The organism is Tardiphaga sp. 619_E2_N8_4 (assembly GCF_051810905.1).
GTDB classification, from domain to species: domain Bacteria; phylum Pseudomonadota; class Alphaproteobacteria; order Rhizobiales; family Xanthobacteraceae; genus Tardiphaga; species Tardiphaga robiniae.
This window is the reverse complement of the sequence record NZ_JBPWQJ010000001.1, coordinates 6,135,828-6,150,331: the sequence shown is the minus strand read 5'-3', so window position 1 is coordinate 6,150,331 and position 14,504 is coordinate 6,135,828. Positions and strand designations below refer to the sequence as shown.

At 61.6% G+C, this 14,504-nt stretch carries 12 protein-coding genes and 1 pseudogene; 6 read left to right on the top strand and 7 right to left on the bottom strand.

The window, feature by feature from the left end; genetic code table 11:
- Positions 1–163: 163 nt before the first annotated feature.
- Positions 164–865: a class I SAM-dependent methyltransferase gene (locus AB8A23_RS29220; protein WP_439057402.1), complete on the top strand. Its 702-nt coding sequence runs from the start codon at positions 164–166 to the stop codon at positions 863–865.
- 6 nt (positions 866–871) lie between these two features.
- Here AB8A23_RS29220 and AB8A23_RS29215 read toward each other — a convergent pair.
- Positions 872–1,781 (bottom strand): annotated as a pseudogene (locus AB8A23_RS29215) (PhzF family phenazine biosynthesis protein).
- A gap of 263 nt (positions 1,782–2,044) precedes the next feature.
- Between AB8A23_RS29215 and AB8A23_RS29210 the strand changes: the two are divergent.
- Both AB8A23_RS29210 and AB8A23_RS29205 read left to right on the top strand, forming a co-directional pair.
- Entirely contained in the window at positions 2,045–2,830 is a 786-nt protein-coding gene (locus tag AB8A23_RS29210) for an alpha/beta fold hydrolase (protein ID WP_439057401.1), read from the top strand.
- A 108-nt stretch (positions 2,831–2,938) separates the two neighbouring features.
- Complete coding sequence (locus tag AB8A23_RS29205) at positions 2,939–4,186, top strand: cupin domain-containing protein (RefSeq protein WP_439057400.1); 1,248 nt, start codon at positions 2,939–2,941, stop codon at positions 4,184–4,186.
- A 48-nt stretch (positions 4,187–4,234) separates the two neighbouring features.
- Here AB8A23_RS29205 and AB8A23_RS29200 read toward each other — a convergent pair whose 3' ends face one another.
- Both AB8A23_RS29200 and AB8A23_RS29195 read right to left on the bottom strand, forming a co-directional pair.
- Positions 4,235–5,797 carry a serine hydrolase domain-containing protein gene (locus tag AB8A23_RS29200; RefSeq protein WP_439057399.1) on the bottom strand — a complete coding sequence of 521 codons (1,563 nt, stop codon included), beginning with the start codon at positions 5,795–5,797 and terminating at the stop codon, positions 4,235–4,237.
- Positions 5,798–5,908: 111 nt separating this feature from the next.
- Positions 5,909–7,030, bottom strand: a complete 1,122-nt coding sequence (locus AB8A23_RS29195; protein ID WP_439057398.1) for an HPP family protein — start codon at positions 7,028–7,030, stop codon at positions 5,909–5,911.
- A gap of 203 nt (positions 7,031–7,233) precedes the next feature.
- Here AB8A23_RS29195 and AB8A23_RS29190 point away from each other — a divergent pair, with 203 nt between their 5' ends.
- From AB8A23_RS29190 to AB8A23_RS29180, 3 genes are all read left to right on the top strand, one after another.
- A complete protein-coding gene (locus AB8A23_RS29190; protein ID WP_439057397.1) occupies positions 7,234–7,758 on the top strand; it encodes a carboxymuconolactone decarboxylase family protein in 525 nt (174 codons plus the stop codon).
- A 23-nt stretch (positions 7,759–7,781) separates the two neighbouring features.
- Entirely contained in the window at positions 7,782–8,255 is a 474-nt protein-coding gene (gene ybaK / locus AB8A23_RS29185; protein WP_439057396.1) for a Cys-tRNA(Pro) deacylase, read from the top strand.
- A 118-nt stretch (positions 8,256–8,373) separates the two neighbouring features.
- The gene (locus AB8A23_RS29180) at positions 8,374–8,676 is read left to right on the top strand and encodes a DUF3551 domain-containing protein (RefSeq protein ID WP_439057395.1); all 303 of its coding nucleotides are present in this window, start codon (positions 8,374–8,376) and stop codon (positions 8,674–8,676) included.
- Between the two features lie 91 nt (positions 8,677–8,767).
- Here the strand turns inward: AB8A23_RS29180 and AB8A23_RS29175 are convergent, their stop codons facing one another.
- The 4 genes from AB8A23_RS29175 to AB8A23_RS29160 all read right to left on the bottom strand — a co-directional run bounded on the left by AB8A23_RS29175 (position 8,768) and on the right by AB8A23_RS29160 (position 14,490).
- Positions 8,768–8,953, bottom strand: coding sequence for a hypothetical protein (locus tag AB8A23_RS29175; protein WP_439057394.1), 186 nt, complete (start codon positions 8,951–8,953; stop codon positions 8,768–8,770).
- On the bottom strand, positions 8,950–10,017 hold the full coding sequence (locus tag AB8A23_RS29170) for a PepSY-associated TM helix domain-containing protein (RefSeq protein WP_439061209.1): 1,068 nt from the start codon (positions 10,015–10,017) through the stop codon (positions 8,950–8,952). Before AB8A23_RS29170 ends, AB8A23_RS29175 begins: the two co-directional genes overlap by 4 nt.
- Positions 10,018–10,237: 220 nt before the next feature.
- Entirely contained in the window at positions 10,238–12,505 is a 2,268-nt protein-coding gene (locus AB8A23_RS29165) for a TonB-dependent siderophore receptor (protein ID WP_439057393.1), read from the bottom strand.
- 275 nt (positions 12,506–12,780) lie between these two features.
- Complete coding sequence (locus AB8A23_RS29160; protein ID WP_439057392.1) at positions 12,781–14,490, bottom strand: methyl-accepting chemotaxis protein; 1,710 nt, start codon at positions 14,488–14,490, stop codon at positions 12,781–12,783.
- Positions 14,491–14,504 lie beyond the last annotated feature (14 nt).

The window sequence follows — 14,504 nt, the reverse complement described above, 5'->3', positions numbered from 1 at the left end:
AACAAGCCAGAGCATATATTCGAATAACTGCAATATAGACGATTTCAGCCGAATTACAAGAACAATGATTCCAGAGCGTGTTTAACGAGCATTTACAACGCTGAACTTCAGATCGAAGCTGGCTGCGGAACTCTGATTTACCGTTGCTGCAGCGGGCGCGCGAATGGACAGATCGAGGCGACGCACACCGGTTCTGGCCGAAATTCGCTTCGCCGAGCGGCGCTGCGAATTCGACGGGCTCGATCTCACCACGCGTTTCGAGCTGATCTATCGCACCAATCTGTGGGGCGCTGAAAAATCGCAATCCGGCCTCGGCTCCGAACTCGACGCAACAATGTCACTCCGCCGCGACCTCACGCAATTGCTGCGGCGATTGCGGGTGCAATCGATCCTCGATCTGCCCTGCGGCGATTTCACCTGGATGGCGCAGATGGACCTCGGCGGTATCCGCTATCTCGGCGCCGATATCGTTCCGGATATCGTGGCAGCCAATGCCGCGCACTATGGCAATGCAGGCCATATCGATTTTGCCCGACTCGATCTCGTCAGCGATACCCTACCCGCTGCCGATCTGGTGTTGTGCCGCGACTGCCTTGTGCATCTGTCATTCGCCAACATCCACCGCGCCATCGCCAATCTGAAACGCTCCGGCACCTGCTGGCTGCTGACCACGACATTTCCCGACGCATCAGCCAATCGCGATATCGAGGACGGTGACTGGCGCGTGCTCAATCTGCAGTACGCGCCGTTCCTGTTTCCTGCTCCCTTAGCCGTGATCAACGAAGGCTGTATGGAAGCCGGCGGCGACTATGCCGACAAGTCGCTGGCCCTGTGGCGCGTGGAAGATCTGCCGGGCGATGCGTGATTCAGCTTACACGTCGATACGGCCCTGCATCACCGGCACGCAACGGCCGGAAATGCGAACGCTCTGCACCTGCCCCTCGGCTTTGTGCACTCCAACCTCAATGAGGCTGCGGCGCCGCATCTCAACGCCCTGCTCGATGGTGATGCTACAGACCGCATCGCGGCGCGGGTCGAGCGTGACGAGATAGGCCGCGAGCGCCGCGGAGGCGCTGCCGGTGGCGGGATCTTCGGGGACGTTGTCGAGCGGCGCGAACATCCGCGCGCGCAGGCGATCGAAACCATCGCCGATCCGGACATAGATGAAGGCCGAAAAACGATCGTCGTGATGCCGGTGTTTCCGTTCGGCCTGCTCGAAGGCCGTTGTGTTTGGCCGTGCGGACGCCAGCGCATCGAGACTGCTCAGTTCGGTCACCGCGAAAGGCAGACCGACGGACACCATGCGCGGCCCGTGCGTTGACGTGACGATGGCATCGGGCGCGAGTGATACGCAGGCGGCCATCATGTCACGGTCAATCTCACCATGCATCGTGAGGGGCTGCGGCGCGACGAAGCCGGTGCCGACAATCGCGCCGCCATCGCGCAGCAGATCGAGATGGACGAGGCCTGCCTTCTCTTCGAACACCATGTGATCGCCGACAGGCCTGCCGAAGGCCGTGCCCTGGCGGCCAAGCACGAAGGCGGTGCCGACATTGGGATGACCGGCGAAAGGGATTTCAGTGGTCGGCGTGAAGATGCGAACGCGTGCGGTATGTGCGGGATCATCCGGGGGAAACACGAAGGTCGTTTCCGAATAGTTGAACTCGGTGGCGATCTTCTGCAGCAGCGCATCGTCGATGCCGCGCATCCGGAACGACTGCCAGCGGATTGCCGCCGAAACGCTGGTCCGTGAACACATCCACGGTGACATAGTCGATCATGCTGTAGCCCTCACCATTCCGTTACCGCCGGGTTCGCCGACGTAACAGTCGGCGCCGGCCCTGCGTATTCGTAGCCATAAACCTAGGTATGCCGGCTGCACACCACCGTCCGATTCACCGCAGCCTCGCCATCCCGTAAACCCGATAATGTCATGCCGATCCGCTCCCGTTCGAGCTGACCGGCGCGAACTCGTCAAGTGCAACATCCATGCTTCCTTCATCCCTCCGGCGAGGACAATCGCCGGCAACCGAATGGTGATACCATGTTGATGAACTCCCTTTCCAAGACGACTCTGCGTGCGATGCTGATGGCGACCATGTGCCTGCTGACGGCGCCGATGGCGCAAGCTGCAACCGCAGCGCCCGTGAAAGCGAAGAACGTGGTGCTCGTGCATGGCGCCTGGGCTGATGGATCGAGCTGGGCCGGAGTCATTCCGCTGTTGCAGAAGGCAGGCCTGCACGTGACGGCCGTGCAGAATCCGCTGAGCTCGCTGGACGACTCCAATGCCGCGACCCGCCGCGCCCTCGCGTTGCAGGATGGCCCGACCGTCCTCGTCGCGCATTCCTGGGGCGGCACGGTAATCAGCGACGTCGGCACCGACCCGAAGGTCTCGGCGCTGGTCTATGTCGCGGCCCGCGCGCCGGACGCCAATGAGGACTTCGTGGCGCTGTCCGGCAAATTTCCGACGGGCGAGGTGCGCGCCGGAATCCAGACCCATGATGGCTACACCCAGCTCTCCGAAGACTCGTTCCTGAAATATTTTGCCAATGGCGTTCCGCGCAAGCAGGCCGAAGTGCTCTATGCCGTGCAGGGCTCGACCGCCGCATCGATCTTCGCAGGTCGCACCACTGCGGCCGCGTGGCATGACAAGCCGTCATTCTATGCCGTGTCGAAAGAGGACAAGACGATCAATCCCGATCTCGAACGTTTCCTCGCCAAGCGCATGAATGCGACCACGATCGAGCTCAATGCAGGACATCTCTCGCTGGTCTCGCATCCCAAGCAAGTCGCCGACCTGATCCTCGCAGCCGCGGGCGTCAAGAAGTAGAGCTGTTTCTTCCCCTTAACAGCGCGCGTCGGAGGTTACCCGGCGCGCAACGCTTTCATCGATCCGACAATCATGACGCAGATCTGCGTCGCAACAGGAGGACGTCCCATGTTCTCACGGAGAGATCTCATGGCCGCAACAGCATCGGGCATCGTGATGAGCGCCGCAGCATCGGCACAGGCCGCGACATTCGGCAATCCGGATCTGCCGCCACAGGGCGCGATCAACGCCAAGGGGCCGAACAATCTGAGCGATCCCGGCCCGCAAAATCCCATCATCGCCGGCCAGTTCCCATCATCGCAATTGCCGCCAGCGACCGATGTCGGCGGCATGGCGCTGCCATGGGCGACGTTCAACAATGCACCGCGGCGCATCCAGAACGGCGGCTGGGCACGGCAGGTGACGCAAGCAGACTTTGCGATCTCGACCACGATCTCCGGCGTCAATATGCGGCTCACCGCCGGTGGCATCCGCGAGATGCATTGGCACCAGGCCGGCGAATGGGCGATCATGACTTACGGGTCGTGCCGGGTGACCGTGCTCGACAATCAGGGCCGGCCTTATGTCGCCGACGTCAGCGCGGGCGATCTCTGGTACTTCCCCTCCGGCGCGCCGCATTCGCTGCAGGGCCTCGGCCCCGATGGCTGCGAATTCGTGATCTGCTTCGATGACGGTCAGGCCAACGAGTTCAATACGCTGCTGCTGTCGGACTGGATCGCGCATACGCCGCCGGAAATCCTTGCCAAGAATTTCGGTGTGCCAGTCGAAAGCTTCGCGAAAATCCCGCTGCAGAATCTCTGGATCTTCCAGGGCACGGTTCCCGGTTCGCTCGCGGCCGATCAGGCCTCGTCCTATCGCGATGCGGATGTTGCGCTCTATCCGTTCACCTATTCGCTGGGATCGTCCAAGCCGGTCAAATCGACACGCAACGGCGAGATCCGGATTGCCGATACCAGCAACTTCACCGCTTCGGCGACGATTGCGGTGGCGCTGGTGACGGTGAAGCCCGGCGGCATGCGCGAGATGCACTGGCACCCGAATGCCGACGAGTGGCAGTATTATCTTGCGGGCCGCGCGCGGATGACGCTGTTCAATTCCGGCCCGAACGCCACCACCATCGACTTCACGCCGGGCGATGTCGGCTACGTCAAACGCAACTTCGGCCACTATATCGAGAACACCGGCGACACCGACCTGCAATTCATCGAGGTGTTCCGCGCGGCGCATTACGAGGAAGTGTCACTGTCCGACTGGCTAACACACACACCGCCGGCTCTCGTCGCACAACATCTCAACGTCGCGCCTGAGGTAATCGCCAAATGGCCGCGTCAGGCACCGGGCATCATGCCGGTATGAGCCGCAACATGCACGGGAGGCCACAGAGCTTCCCGTGCCTTTCGGCGATCAACCGCCCGACTGTCCGTCGACAGCGACATCGACACCTTCATAGTTCTTGCCGCGAAGACTGACCTTGTCGCCATCGAATGACAGCGTCCATTTCCGCGGGCGGCCGTCCTCGCCGAGGGTCCTGCGCTCGATTTCGAACGCATGTTCGTCGAGCCACCTTCCCTTCACGGCAATAACCCCAAATGCCATTGGCGTCCCTCTGCGATACAGTCCGTCGAGCCCGAGAGGGCCACTGATTTTCTCCGCCCCTCTCGTGGGATCGCGACTATAGATTTCGAAATCATAGTGCGGATGGGAGCCCACGAATGTCAGCGACAGCGACTTCACACCGAGAGGATTAGGCGAAAAGGTGTAGGTCTTGCCTGATACCGCGGAGGCAATCGGAGGTGCTTCCTTAACTTCCACCTGTGCCTCGGTTGAAATGGCGCGAACAACGCTTGCGAGTCGCGCAGTGCCTGCAGGGTCCGGCTGTATTGCCGTCTCGGACCTGACAGCCTTTGGGATGGCGTCCACGATGTCGGTCACCGGGCAATTGTCTCGGCCGGTCGTCACGGCAACGAGGTCCAGTGCTGGATAGACCATCACAAGCTGACAGTGCAGCCCGCTCGCCCAATAGACATTGCGGTCAGGTCGCGCCCAGAAGAAGTTCGAATAGCGAAACTCCGGCGCAAAGGAGAGCTTCATGTCCACCGTGGCGTGGCTCACTCTGTCGATCCAGGCGGGCGACACCAGCGGTTTGCCCTCCCACGTCCCGTTGTGCAGATATAGATAGCCGAATTTCGCCATGTCGCGCGGATGCAGCGCCAAGCCGTATCCGCCGGTCGAGATGCCCTGCGGATCGCGCCGCCATTTCCACGCCGTGATGCCCAACGGACCGAACAGCTTCGCTTTCGCGTAATCCTCCGCGCTCATGTCGGTCACTTTGGCAAGGATGGCCGATAGCAGATGTGCATTTCCACTATCGTAATTGAAGCCGTCTCCCGGCGAAGCCGCCATCGGACGATCGAGAATGTACTGGATCCAGTCCCGGCTCCGCTCCATGCCGGCCGTCGACTCCAATGAACGGTTGACACCGGCCCGGCCATCCCGCGCCAGTCCGGACGTCATGTCCAACAGACTTTGAAGCGTGATCGTCTTCTTGTTGTCATCAAGGTTAGCAGCACTGCGCTCGCCGAAGAATGCCAACATCCGCTGGTCTGTGCCCTTCAGAAGACCATCCTGCAACGCCATCGATGTCAGCGTGCCGATGACGGCCTTAGTGACGGAATTGACCACGTGCGGCAGATCGGCAGTGTAAGGCGCGTAATAGGCATCCAGAACGATCTTGCCATGACGCACGATCAGCAGGCTGTCGAAGTCGTTGCGGCTTCCGAGCTCCAGCAGCGCGGCGAGCGCTGCCGAATCGACGCCCTGCTCTTCCGGCGTGGATGTCTGCCAGCCCTGGGTCGGCCACACGACGGCCCGTCCCTCCTCTGCGATGACGCCCGCACTGCAAAACGCGGCGGCGAACATGCCCAGGCCGAGCACAAACTTCAGAACGGGAATTCGTGAAGATCGCATGACAGCCTCGCTGTGAGTTTTAACGCTGCGCGAGGACCATATCTCCAGCTACAGATTGTTCAACCGAATTGCAGCTTCATTCCGCCCGCGGACTTGCAGGTGCACAATCGCCTACACGGCAACAGGAACAAGCTTCGCGACGGCGCTGAGCAAATCGGTCTGGGTGATCAGCCCCTGAATCATGCGGTCCTGATCAACGATGATGACGGCGTGTGTTCGTCCATCGGTCAGCGTCGGCAGCAAGGTCACCGCGGGCGTCTGCATCGTCGCCGTCGCTGCGGGCGACATGGATTTTCCGACATCGCCCGATTCTTTCATCAGCTCGCGGAGACCGACCGTTCCGACGAGCTGTCCCTGCTTGCCCAGAACGGGGAGCGTGCGGACATTGTGCAGGAGCAGCCGCGAGCGGGCCAGCTCGGCACTATCCCGCAATCCGACCGTGACGACATCGCGCGACATGATGTCTCCGCACAGGATCGTACCGTGCGAACGCAGCATGGCTTGCAGTTCGACCTGCCGCATCAATGTTTCGAGATCGTCGGGGCTGATATCGAAGGTCTCGCTGAGCGCTTCCAGCGCCTTGTCGATATCCTCGGCGCGAAAGCCAACCCGGAGCTCCGGGCTGATGTCCGATGTCTGATGCGGATTTGCTGATGGCACCGGCGCCCTGTGCGGATAGGTCCGCCGCGAGATCTTGTGGAACAGATAGCCCAGCCCGACCAGAAGCACCGAGTTCAGGCCAACGGGCACGAATGGAAACAGATATCCCGATGCGGTCACGATGGGCCCGCCGATGATGGCCGTCAGCGCCGTGGCGCCGCCGGGCGGATGCAGGCAGCGCGCAAAGGACATCGCGGCGATGGCGAGTGATACGCCGAATCCGATCGCCAGAATCTGATCGGGAATGAGATGCGCGACAGCAACGCCGATCAGAGCCGAGATGGTGTTACCGCCGATGATCGCCCATGGCTGGGCCAGCGGACTGGTGGGAACCGCGAAGAGCAGGACAGCGGAAGCGCCCAGCGGCGCCACGATCAGCGGCAGGCTGGAGCTGTCGCCCAGCACAGATCGGCAGATCAATCCCGTGAGCACGATGCCCAGCAGTGCACCCAGGCAAGCAATCATGCGCTCGCCGAGCCGCGCGCCCGCCAGGATGGGAACGAACAGCCGAATACCTGACCTGCGAGGAGCAACGTCGCTCGAAACGTCCTTTGGGTCTTTTCTTTTTGTCATTGAATCGGGACCAACGCGCAGCTCTGCCAGAATGGCGGGCGCCCTTTTGATCACTATGCGCAAGCGCCTGCAATGTTGAATACGACACGCAGGCCTGACGATCGCGATCTGGCAGAGCTAGCCCTGCTCGGCTACAACGGCACGGCCATTCGCCCGAACGCGCCCCATCAGGAGGGCGCGACGGCGATCTCAAGGGAGGACCCATGGCCCGCATCGACTACAGCGATCCCGCCACAGCCAGCGAACGCACCCGCGAGATCCTCGGCAAGAACCGCAATGCCAACATCTTCCGCATGATGGCGCATTCGCCCAGCTACCTCGAACAATATTGCCGACTCGGCGGCGCCATCCGCAACAAGGGCGAGCTCGATCCCGTCATCCGCGAACTGGCGATCACCCGCACCGGCATTCTCTGCGAGGCGCCCTATGAAGTCGCCGCGCACAAGCGCATCGGCGGCTATGTGGGCGTGTCAGACGAACAGAACGCCGCGCTGGACGACTGGCAGGCCGCGACTTGTTTCGACGACACGCAGCGCGCGGCGCTGGCGTTCACCGATGAGATCGTCGCGCTGCATCGCCCAACCGACGCGACCTTCAAGGCGATCGCAGCCAGGCTGACGCCGGGCGCGTTGGTGGAATTGCAGTTGTCAGTCGGCTTCTACATCATGACCTCGAAATTCCTCGAAAGTTTTGCTATCGACATGCAGCCCGTGACCGAGGTCGTCTGAATTCACCACCGCTTGAGCACTCCATGTCGAAAACCACCCGCGCGACGCAGACGCTGAGCAAGCTCGGCGCCGCGTTCACCCTGCATACCTACGACTACGACCCTGACGCCGAGAGCATCGGTCTGCAGGCAGCGGAAGCGCTTGGCATTGCGCCGCAGCGCATGCTGAAGACGCTGATGGCCGAGGTCGACGGCAAGCCGGTTTGCGTCGTGGTGCCCTCCGACAAAGAGGTCAGCATGAAGAAGCTGGCCACGGCCTTTCGCGGCAAGAGCGCGAAGATGATGCGCCCGGCCGATGCCGAACGGACGACCGGCTATCACGTCGGCGGTATCAGCCCGTTCGGACAAAAGAAGCGCGTGCCCGTCGCCATGGAGCAGGCGGCATTGTCGGAAAATACGATCTATCTCAATGGCGGCCAGCGCGGGCTGCAGATCGAGATTGCGCCGGAGGCCGCACGGGCAGCGCTGGATGCGATGGCAGCCACACTGACGGACTGATGCGCATCACCGCGGTTTGAAGTCCCGGTAGGACGGAGTGATCACGACGCGCTGTCGCAGGCGGGAACGGCGATGTAAGCTGCGCATTATCGATTTCAGACCTCAAGGGAGAATCGACATGCGCTCAATCCTGGCAGCAGCTGCACTTCTGATCGTGATGGGCGCCACGCCCTCCATGGCCCGCGAATATCCATGGTGCTCGCGCACCTCGGCCACCGGCTTCAATCCGAGCTGTACGTTCACCTCCTATAACCAGTGCATGGCCACCGTGAGCGGCCAGCGCGGCGACTGCATGCAGAACCCGATGCTGGCCTATGGCGACCAGCGCCGCGGCCAGAGCCGCGCGATGCGCGGTCAGCCCGACGACTGGGACAATGGATGGAACAACGGCTGGAACAACAACTGGGATCGGCGCTGGTAGCCTCGTATGCCAGCGGCGGATTAGCCGAAGGCATAATCTGCCGTTGGCGTTGCGGCGGATTACGCTTCGCTGATCCGCCCTGCTTTCTCAGTCACTTCCGGCAATACGCCCATGCCGCAATCGCGATCGGCAGCCCGACGCCGAACCACGCAAAATAGCGGCCGGGATCGCCGGCGAGCAGCGCCGATAGCAAGCCTGCCAGCGATAAGACGCCGACAACGATCGGCGCGCCGAACACGCGCCACCAGCTAGCTCTGTGCTGCGGCACCTCGCTCATGACGATGGCCCGATCGCTGCCGTCACGCCGGCAGACAGCCGCGCCCCGCGCCTGACCTTGCTGCGCTTCACTGCCCACAGATACAGCCCGCTGCCGAGCACGATGATCGTGAAGACGGTGAGCAGCGCCCAGATGATCTTCAGCGGCATGCCGCCATAGTCGCCGAAATGCAGCGGCTGCGAGACCAGCACGGCCTTCAGATAGGTCGGCAGCTCACTGGTGTCGGACACCTCGCCGGTCTCGCCATCGAGCAGCACGGGTTTCACCAACCGCGATGTCAAAGGCGTGTCGCCGCGCAGAAAAACGGCGAAGTGATGCGTCGATGTGAACGGCGTGCCGGGGAATGCGATGAAGGCTGGATCCATGCCGGGCGTCGTCTTCATGGCATTGCCGACGACCTTGTCCAGCGACGCGAGCTGCGTCGGCGTGGGCTTGCCGGCATAGGGTGCGGCCATGGCCGCCAGCTCATTACGCTGCCAGATGCCGAGCATGACTTCGGCATAGGCATTGATAACGCCGGTGCCGCCGACCACCAGCGTCCATACGATGGTCACCACGCCGAGCAGATTGTGCCAGTCGAGCCACAACACCCGGCGCGATTTCTGTTTGCGGATCGCCGCGAAATTCAGACGGCGCGTGAACGGCCAATACAGCACCACGCCGGAGATGATGGCGATCATGAAGAGGAAGCCCATGACACCCATGAACCACTTGCCGGGGAGACCGAGATACATGTCGGTATGTAGCCGCAACATCACCAGCATCGGGCCGGTGCCGAGCAGACCCACCGGCTTCGCCGTATAGGCATCGAATGCCTTCACCACCGTGGTCTGCGGATCGGAGGTCACCGACGTGTTGGTGAAGGTCGAGACCATCCCGGGCTCGTCCTTGTCCCAGGCCATATAGAGCAACACACTGCCGGGATGATCCGTGATCGCGGCGCGGCCGATGGCATCGAGACTGAGCTTCGCCGCGCCCGGCACATGCACATCCATCTTCGGCGCATAGCCGAGCGCCTCGTCGATCTCATGATGAAAGATCAACGGCAGGCCCGTGAGGCACAGCAGCAGCAGAAAGACGGTCGAGACAAGGCTGGTCCATTTGTGGATCAGCGACCAGATGCGGGCAGTACGCGCTTTCAGGGGATCGATCCTTCTTCAACTACTGAAAATGTCGTCCCCCGCGAGCCGGAGACGACATGAGCAGATCATTTCGACGTGGCGACCGTGCGGCGAGCGTGACGTACAGCGACCTATTGTCGTGCTGTCTCGCTCGCCCGTACCGTTACCACTTGTAGCCGATGCTGCCGGTCACGCGGCGGCGATCGCCGTAGAAGCAGGACGTAGGGCCCGCGCAGCTCGCCACATAGATTTCATCGGTCACATTGTTGGCATTAACGGCGAAGCGCCAGTTCTGCCAATCGTAGTGGACCGCGAGATCACCCAGAATTCGCGATGGCACGGCGAGCGTGTTGGCCTGGTCGGCAAAGGATCCGCCGACATAACGCACACCGCCGCCGAAGCCGAAGCCGCGCAGCCAGCCATCCTGGAAAGTATAGTCCGCCCAGCCGGATGCAAGTTGCTGCGGCGTGTTGGTCGGCGTCTTGCCGATCAGCGTCGGATCGAAGTCCTTGCTGACGAACAGATGGTAGTGGGTGAACGACCCGAGCACCTTGAAGCCGGGCGCCAGATTGGCCACAGCCTCGAGTTCAATACCGCGCGACGTCACTTCGCCGCTCTGGGTCGGAATCAGCACGTTGGTGGGATCGGTCGTGAGCGCATTCTGCCGCTTCAGGTCGAAATAGGCGAAGCCGAAGTGACCGTCAAAGCCGACCGGCTGGAACTTGACACCGACCTCGGTCTGTTGACCCGTTTCCGGCAGCAGTAGCTGTCCCGAACCATTGACCCCGATGACCGGATTGAAGCTCGTTGCATAGGAGATGTAGGGCGCGAGGCCGTTGTCGAAATTGTAGATCAGGCCGGCACGCCCGCTGAACGCGCTGGCACTGCGTCCAAGCGGTGCGGTGCCGGCAATGCGGCTGACATCATTGGTATCGACCCAGTCATTACGGCCGGAGAGCACCAGCGTGAAGCGATCGAGCTTGATCTGGTCCTGTAAGTATACGCCGAGCTGCTGCTGGGTCAGCTGCGAGTCGCGGTACGGCGCGGCAGTGAGCGTCGCACCGGTATATACTGGATTGAGGACGTTGATCGGACCGCTGGTGAAGGCGAAGGCCTGACGATCACTGATCTGATAATATTTCAGATCGAGGCCGTACAACGTGGTGTGGCTGAGGATGCCGGTGTTGAATCGGTATTCGACCTGGCTATCCATCTGCGCTTGGTTGGCGATACCGCGTGTGCCGAATGGAAAACGAGCGAGATCCCCCGTGGTCTGATTGGCGTAACCGCTGCCGGTGACACCGGTGTAGTTCACATCCACATGGGCGAAGCGCGCGTTCTGCCGGAAGGTGACGCTATCCGACAGCTTGCGCTCGAACTGGTAACCGAGCATTTCCTGCTCGCGCTTGAACTTGTCGAAATTCGGTTCGCCGCCGAAGAAGCTGGTCGGGATGCGACCGAAGGGAGCTCCGGTGACGGTTCCGACGTAAGGCAGGAACTGCGCTGCACGCGTCTCGTTATACGAGGCCGAAGCGAGGATCGTCAGCGTGGTGTCAACATCCGGCTTCCAGGTCACCGACGGCGCGATGAAGTAGTTGTTGTTCGGCGTAAAGTCGGTCTGCGTTCCGCCGTTCTGCACTTGGCCAACGACGCGAGTGTAGAGTTCGCCATTGCCCGGCGCCAGCTTGATCGGTGTGTTGATGTCGAAACCAATATAGGCATTGCCAAAGTTATCGACGCCGGTCTCGATGTAGCGGATCGGATCGGCCTGCGGCGTCTTGCTGACGACATTGACAATGCCGCTCGGGCTGGAGCCGCCATACAGGATCGCCGACGGGCCGCGCAGGATTTCGACGCGCTCCATGTTGGAGGGCTGCAGCTTCCAGCTCGCATAGGACGTGTAGAACAGCTGCATGCCATCGAGAAACACGCTGTTGTCGTCGGACTTGAAGCCGCGGATCAGAAACCAGTCGTTGCGGAAGTCGGAGCCGAAGGTGCCGGCCAACACGCCCGGCGCATAGCGCAGGACGTCGTCGAAGCTACGGGGCTTCTGATCGCGGATTTGTTCCGCACCGATCACCGAGATCGCCTGCGGCGTTTCATTGATCGGCGTATTGGTCTTGGTGCCGGTCGAGCTGCGATTGGCGACATAGCCCTGGATCGGACCGCGCGGGCTTTCCACGAATACATTGGTCTGGCGCGGAGCAACCGGACGCGGCGCGACTGCCGTGCGGACACGCGGCGCGCGGCTCGGCGCAGCTGTGGCACGGCGACGCTGCTGGTTGGGCTGATTGACGACCACAGGCGGCAGCGGCTGCGCGCCGCTCTGCGTGGAACTGGACTGCGCCAGCGAAGTATCGAGCGTGACGACGCTGAGCGCACAGACCGACGACAGAAGCGCGAGACGCGACAGACGAATGGTGTTGTTCAAGGTGATCCCCAAAATCTCATCCACATCGACATATGCGATGATGGATGCCTCATATGATGGATCGGGGTTAGAGGGACGGCAGCGTCACCGCCAATAGAAGCGTTCCAAACAACAAGCATTCTGCGGCAGTGTGACATCACTGCCGCAGATTTTAATGGTTCTAAACTCAGCGGGTATTTTTCTCAGCAAGATGCAGCCAAGGCGCGACGATTATTTCTGCCCGGAAATAATTGGGACGCCTTCGCGCATGCCATTTTTTCTTTCGCGGTGGATAGTTACGCGGCACGCACCGAGCGTAGGAAGTTGCCGACCTCATGCTTCAGTCGCGTGCTCTCGCTCGACAGCGACTGCGCTGCGGACAGGACCTGCGACGAGGCGGAACCTGCTTCTTCGACACCGCGCTGCACGTCGGTGATGTTCGAACTCACCTGCATGGTGCCTGCTGCGGCCTGCTGCACGTTGCGCGAAATCTCCTGCGTGGTAGCGCCCTGCTCTTCAACGGCCGATGCGATGGCCGACGCGATCTCCGACATCTGACCGATAGTCATGGAGATCTCCTTGATAGCCGACACCGAATCCTCGGTCGCCTTCTGGATGCCGCTGACCTGCTGGCTGATCTCGCCAGTGGCCTTCGCGGTCTGCTCGGCCAGCGCTTTCACTTCCGCGGCGACCACCGCAAAGCCGCGGCCGGCCTCACCGGCGCGCGCCGCTTCGATGGTCGCATTGAGCGCGAGCAGATTGGTCTGCCCCGCGATATTGTTGATCAGCTCGACGACATCGCCGATGCGCGCCGCGGCCGTCGCCAGTTCGCTGACGCGGTTGTTGGTATTGTCAGCCTGCGCAACAGCCTCGCTGGCAATGCGCGCGGCGCCCTGCACCTGGCGGCTGATCTCGTGCACGGACGACGACATTTCCTCGGTGGCGGATGCGACCGACTGCACATTGGTGGCAGCTTCTTCCGATGCCGCCGACACCGCGATCGCCAAAGCCTGCGAGCGATCCGACGTTGCCGTCAATGTGGTGGCCGAACCTTCCAGTTCCTTCGAGGCGGATGACACGGTCTCGACGATCTGCCCGACGGCGCCTTCGAAATCGGCGGCGAGCTTCATCATATCCGCCTTGCGCTGTTCGGCCGTGCGGCTTTCCGTAGCGATCTGCGCGACCTTCATGCGCTCGACTTCGAGGCCGTTCTCCTTGAATACACTCAGCGCCGCCATGATCTCCCCGATCTCGTCGGCGCGCTTGCTTGCCGGAACGTCGACGGTGAGGTCTCCTTTGGCGAGCTTGTTCATCGTGGCGATGCTTGCCTTCAACGGACGCACCACGCTGCTGCGCGCCACAACATAGCTGACAATGATGGCGAGCAGCATCACGCCGAGCGTCGCATAGATAATGGTCCAGAGCGTGTCGTTGGCGGTTTCGAGAAACTCGACCTTCTTGATGCCCACATAGAGGATGCCGATCACGTTGCGGCTGGCGTCGAAGATCGGATCATAGACAGTCATATACGGCTCGCCGAGGATAGCCACTTCACCACGGAACGCGGTCTTGCCATTGAAGACTGCGTCATAGGCCGGCCCTTTCGCCAGTTGCGTGCCGATAGCGCGGGTGCCATCCGGCTTCATCACATTGGTCGAGATGCGGGTGTCATTCATGAAGATCGTCGCGGTGCCGCCGACCAGCATCTTGATCTTGTCGACCGCTGCAAAATTGCCGTTCAGCGGCTTGCCATCGGCAAGCAGCTTGCCATCCGCGATGCTGTATTTGTCACCGCTCTCGCGCAGCACGTTCCAGGCGACGCGCATATTGGTCTCGACCCGCTCCGTCGCGGATTTGGCGGCGCCCTGTTCGAGCACATATTTGGCGACTAGCGTGATGCAGATGCCGAGGATGAGAATGCCGGAGACCGTCATCAACATGATGCGCGGGCCAAGACCGAGACCCCGGCGACGGCCGGGTTTGGGTTGGGAGGCGGACAATGGCATTGCGATCTCCTGTC

Coding starts and splice junctions, on each gene's coding strand:
- AB8A23_RS29220 (WP_439057402.1), top strand. CDS start 164: ATGGACAGATCGAGGCGACGCACACCGGTTCTGGCCGAAATTCGCTTC.
- AB8A23_RS29210 (WP_439057401.1), top strand. CDS start 2,045: ATGTTGATGAACTCCCTTTCCAAGACGACTCTGCGTGCGATGCTGATG.
- AB8A23_RS29205 (WP_439057400.1), top strand. CDS start 2,939: ATGTTCTCACGGAGAGATCTCATGGCCGCAACAGCATCGGGCATCGTG.
- AB8A23_RS29200 (WP_439057399.1), bottom strand. CDS start 5,797: ATGCGATCTTCACGAATTCCCGTTCTGAAGTTTGTGCTCGGCCTGGGC.
- AB8A23_RS29195 (WP_439057398.1), bottom strand. CDS start 7,030: ATGACAAAAAGAAAAGACCCAAAGGACGTTTCGAGCGACGTTGCTCCT.
- AB8A23_RS29190 (WP_439057397.1), top strand. CDS start 7,234: ATGGCCCGCATCGACTACAGCGATCCCGCCACAGCCAGCGAACGCACC.
- ybaK (WP_439057396.1), top strand. CDS start 7,782: ATGTCGAAAACCACCCGCGCGACGCAGACGCTGAGCAAGCTCGGCGCC.
- AB8A23_RS29180 (WP_439057395.1), top strand. CDS start 8,374: ATGCGCTCAATCCTGGCAGCAGCTGCACTTCTGATCGTGATGGGCGCC.
- AB8A23_RS29175 (WP_439057394.1), bottom strand. CDS start 8,953: ATGAGCGAGGTGCCGCAGCACAGAGCTAGCTGGTGGCGCGTGTTCGGC.
- AB8A23_RS29160 (WP_439057392.1), bottom strand. CDS start 14,490: ATGCCATTGTCCGCCTCCCAACCCAAACCCGGCCGTCGCCGGGGTCTC.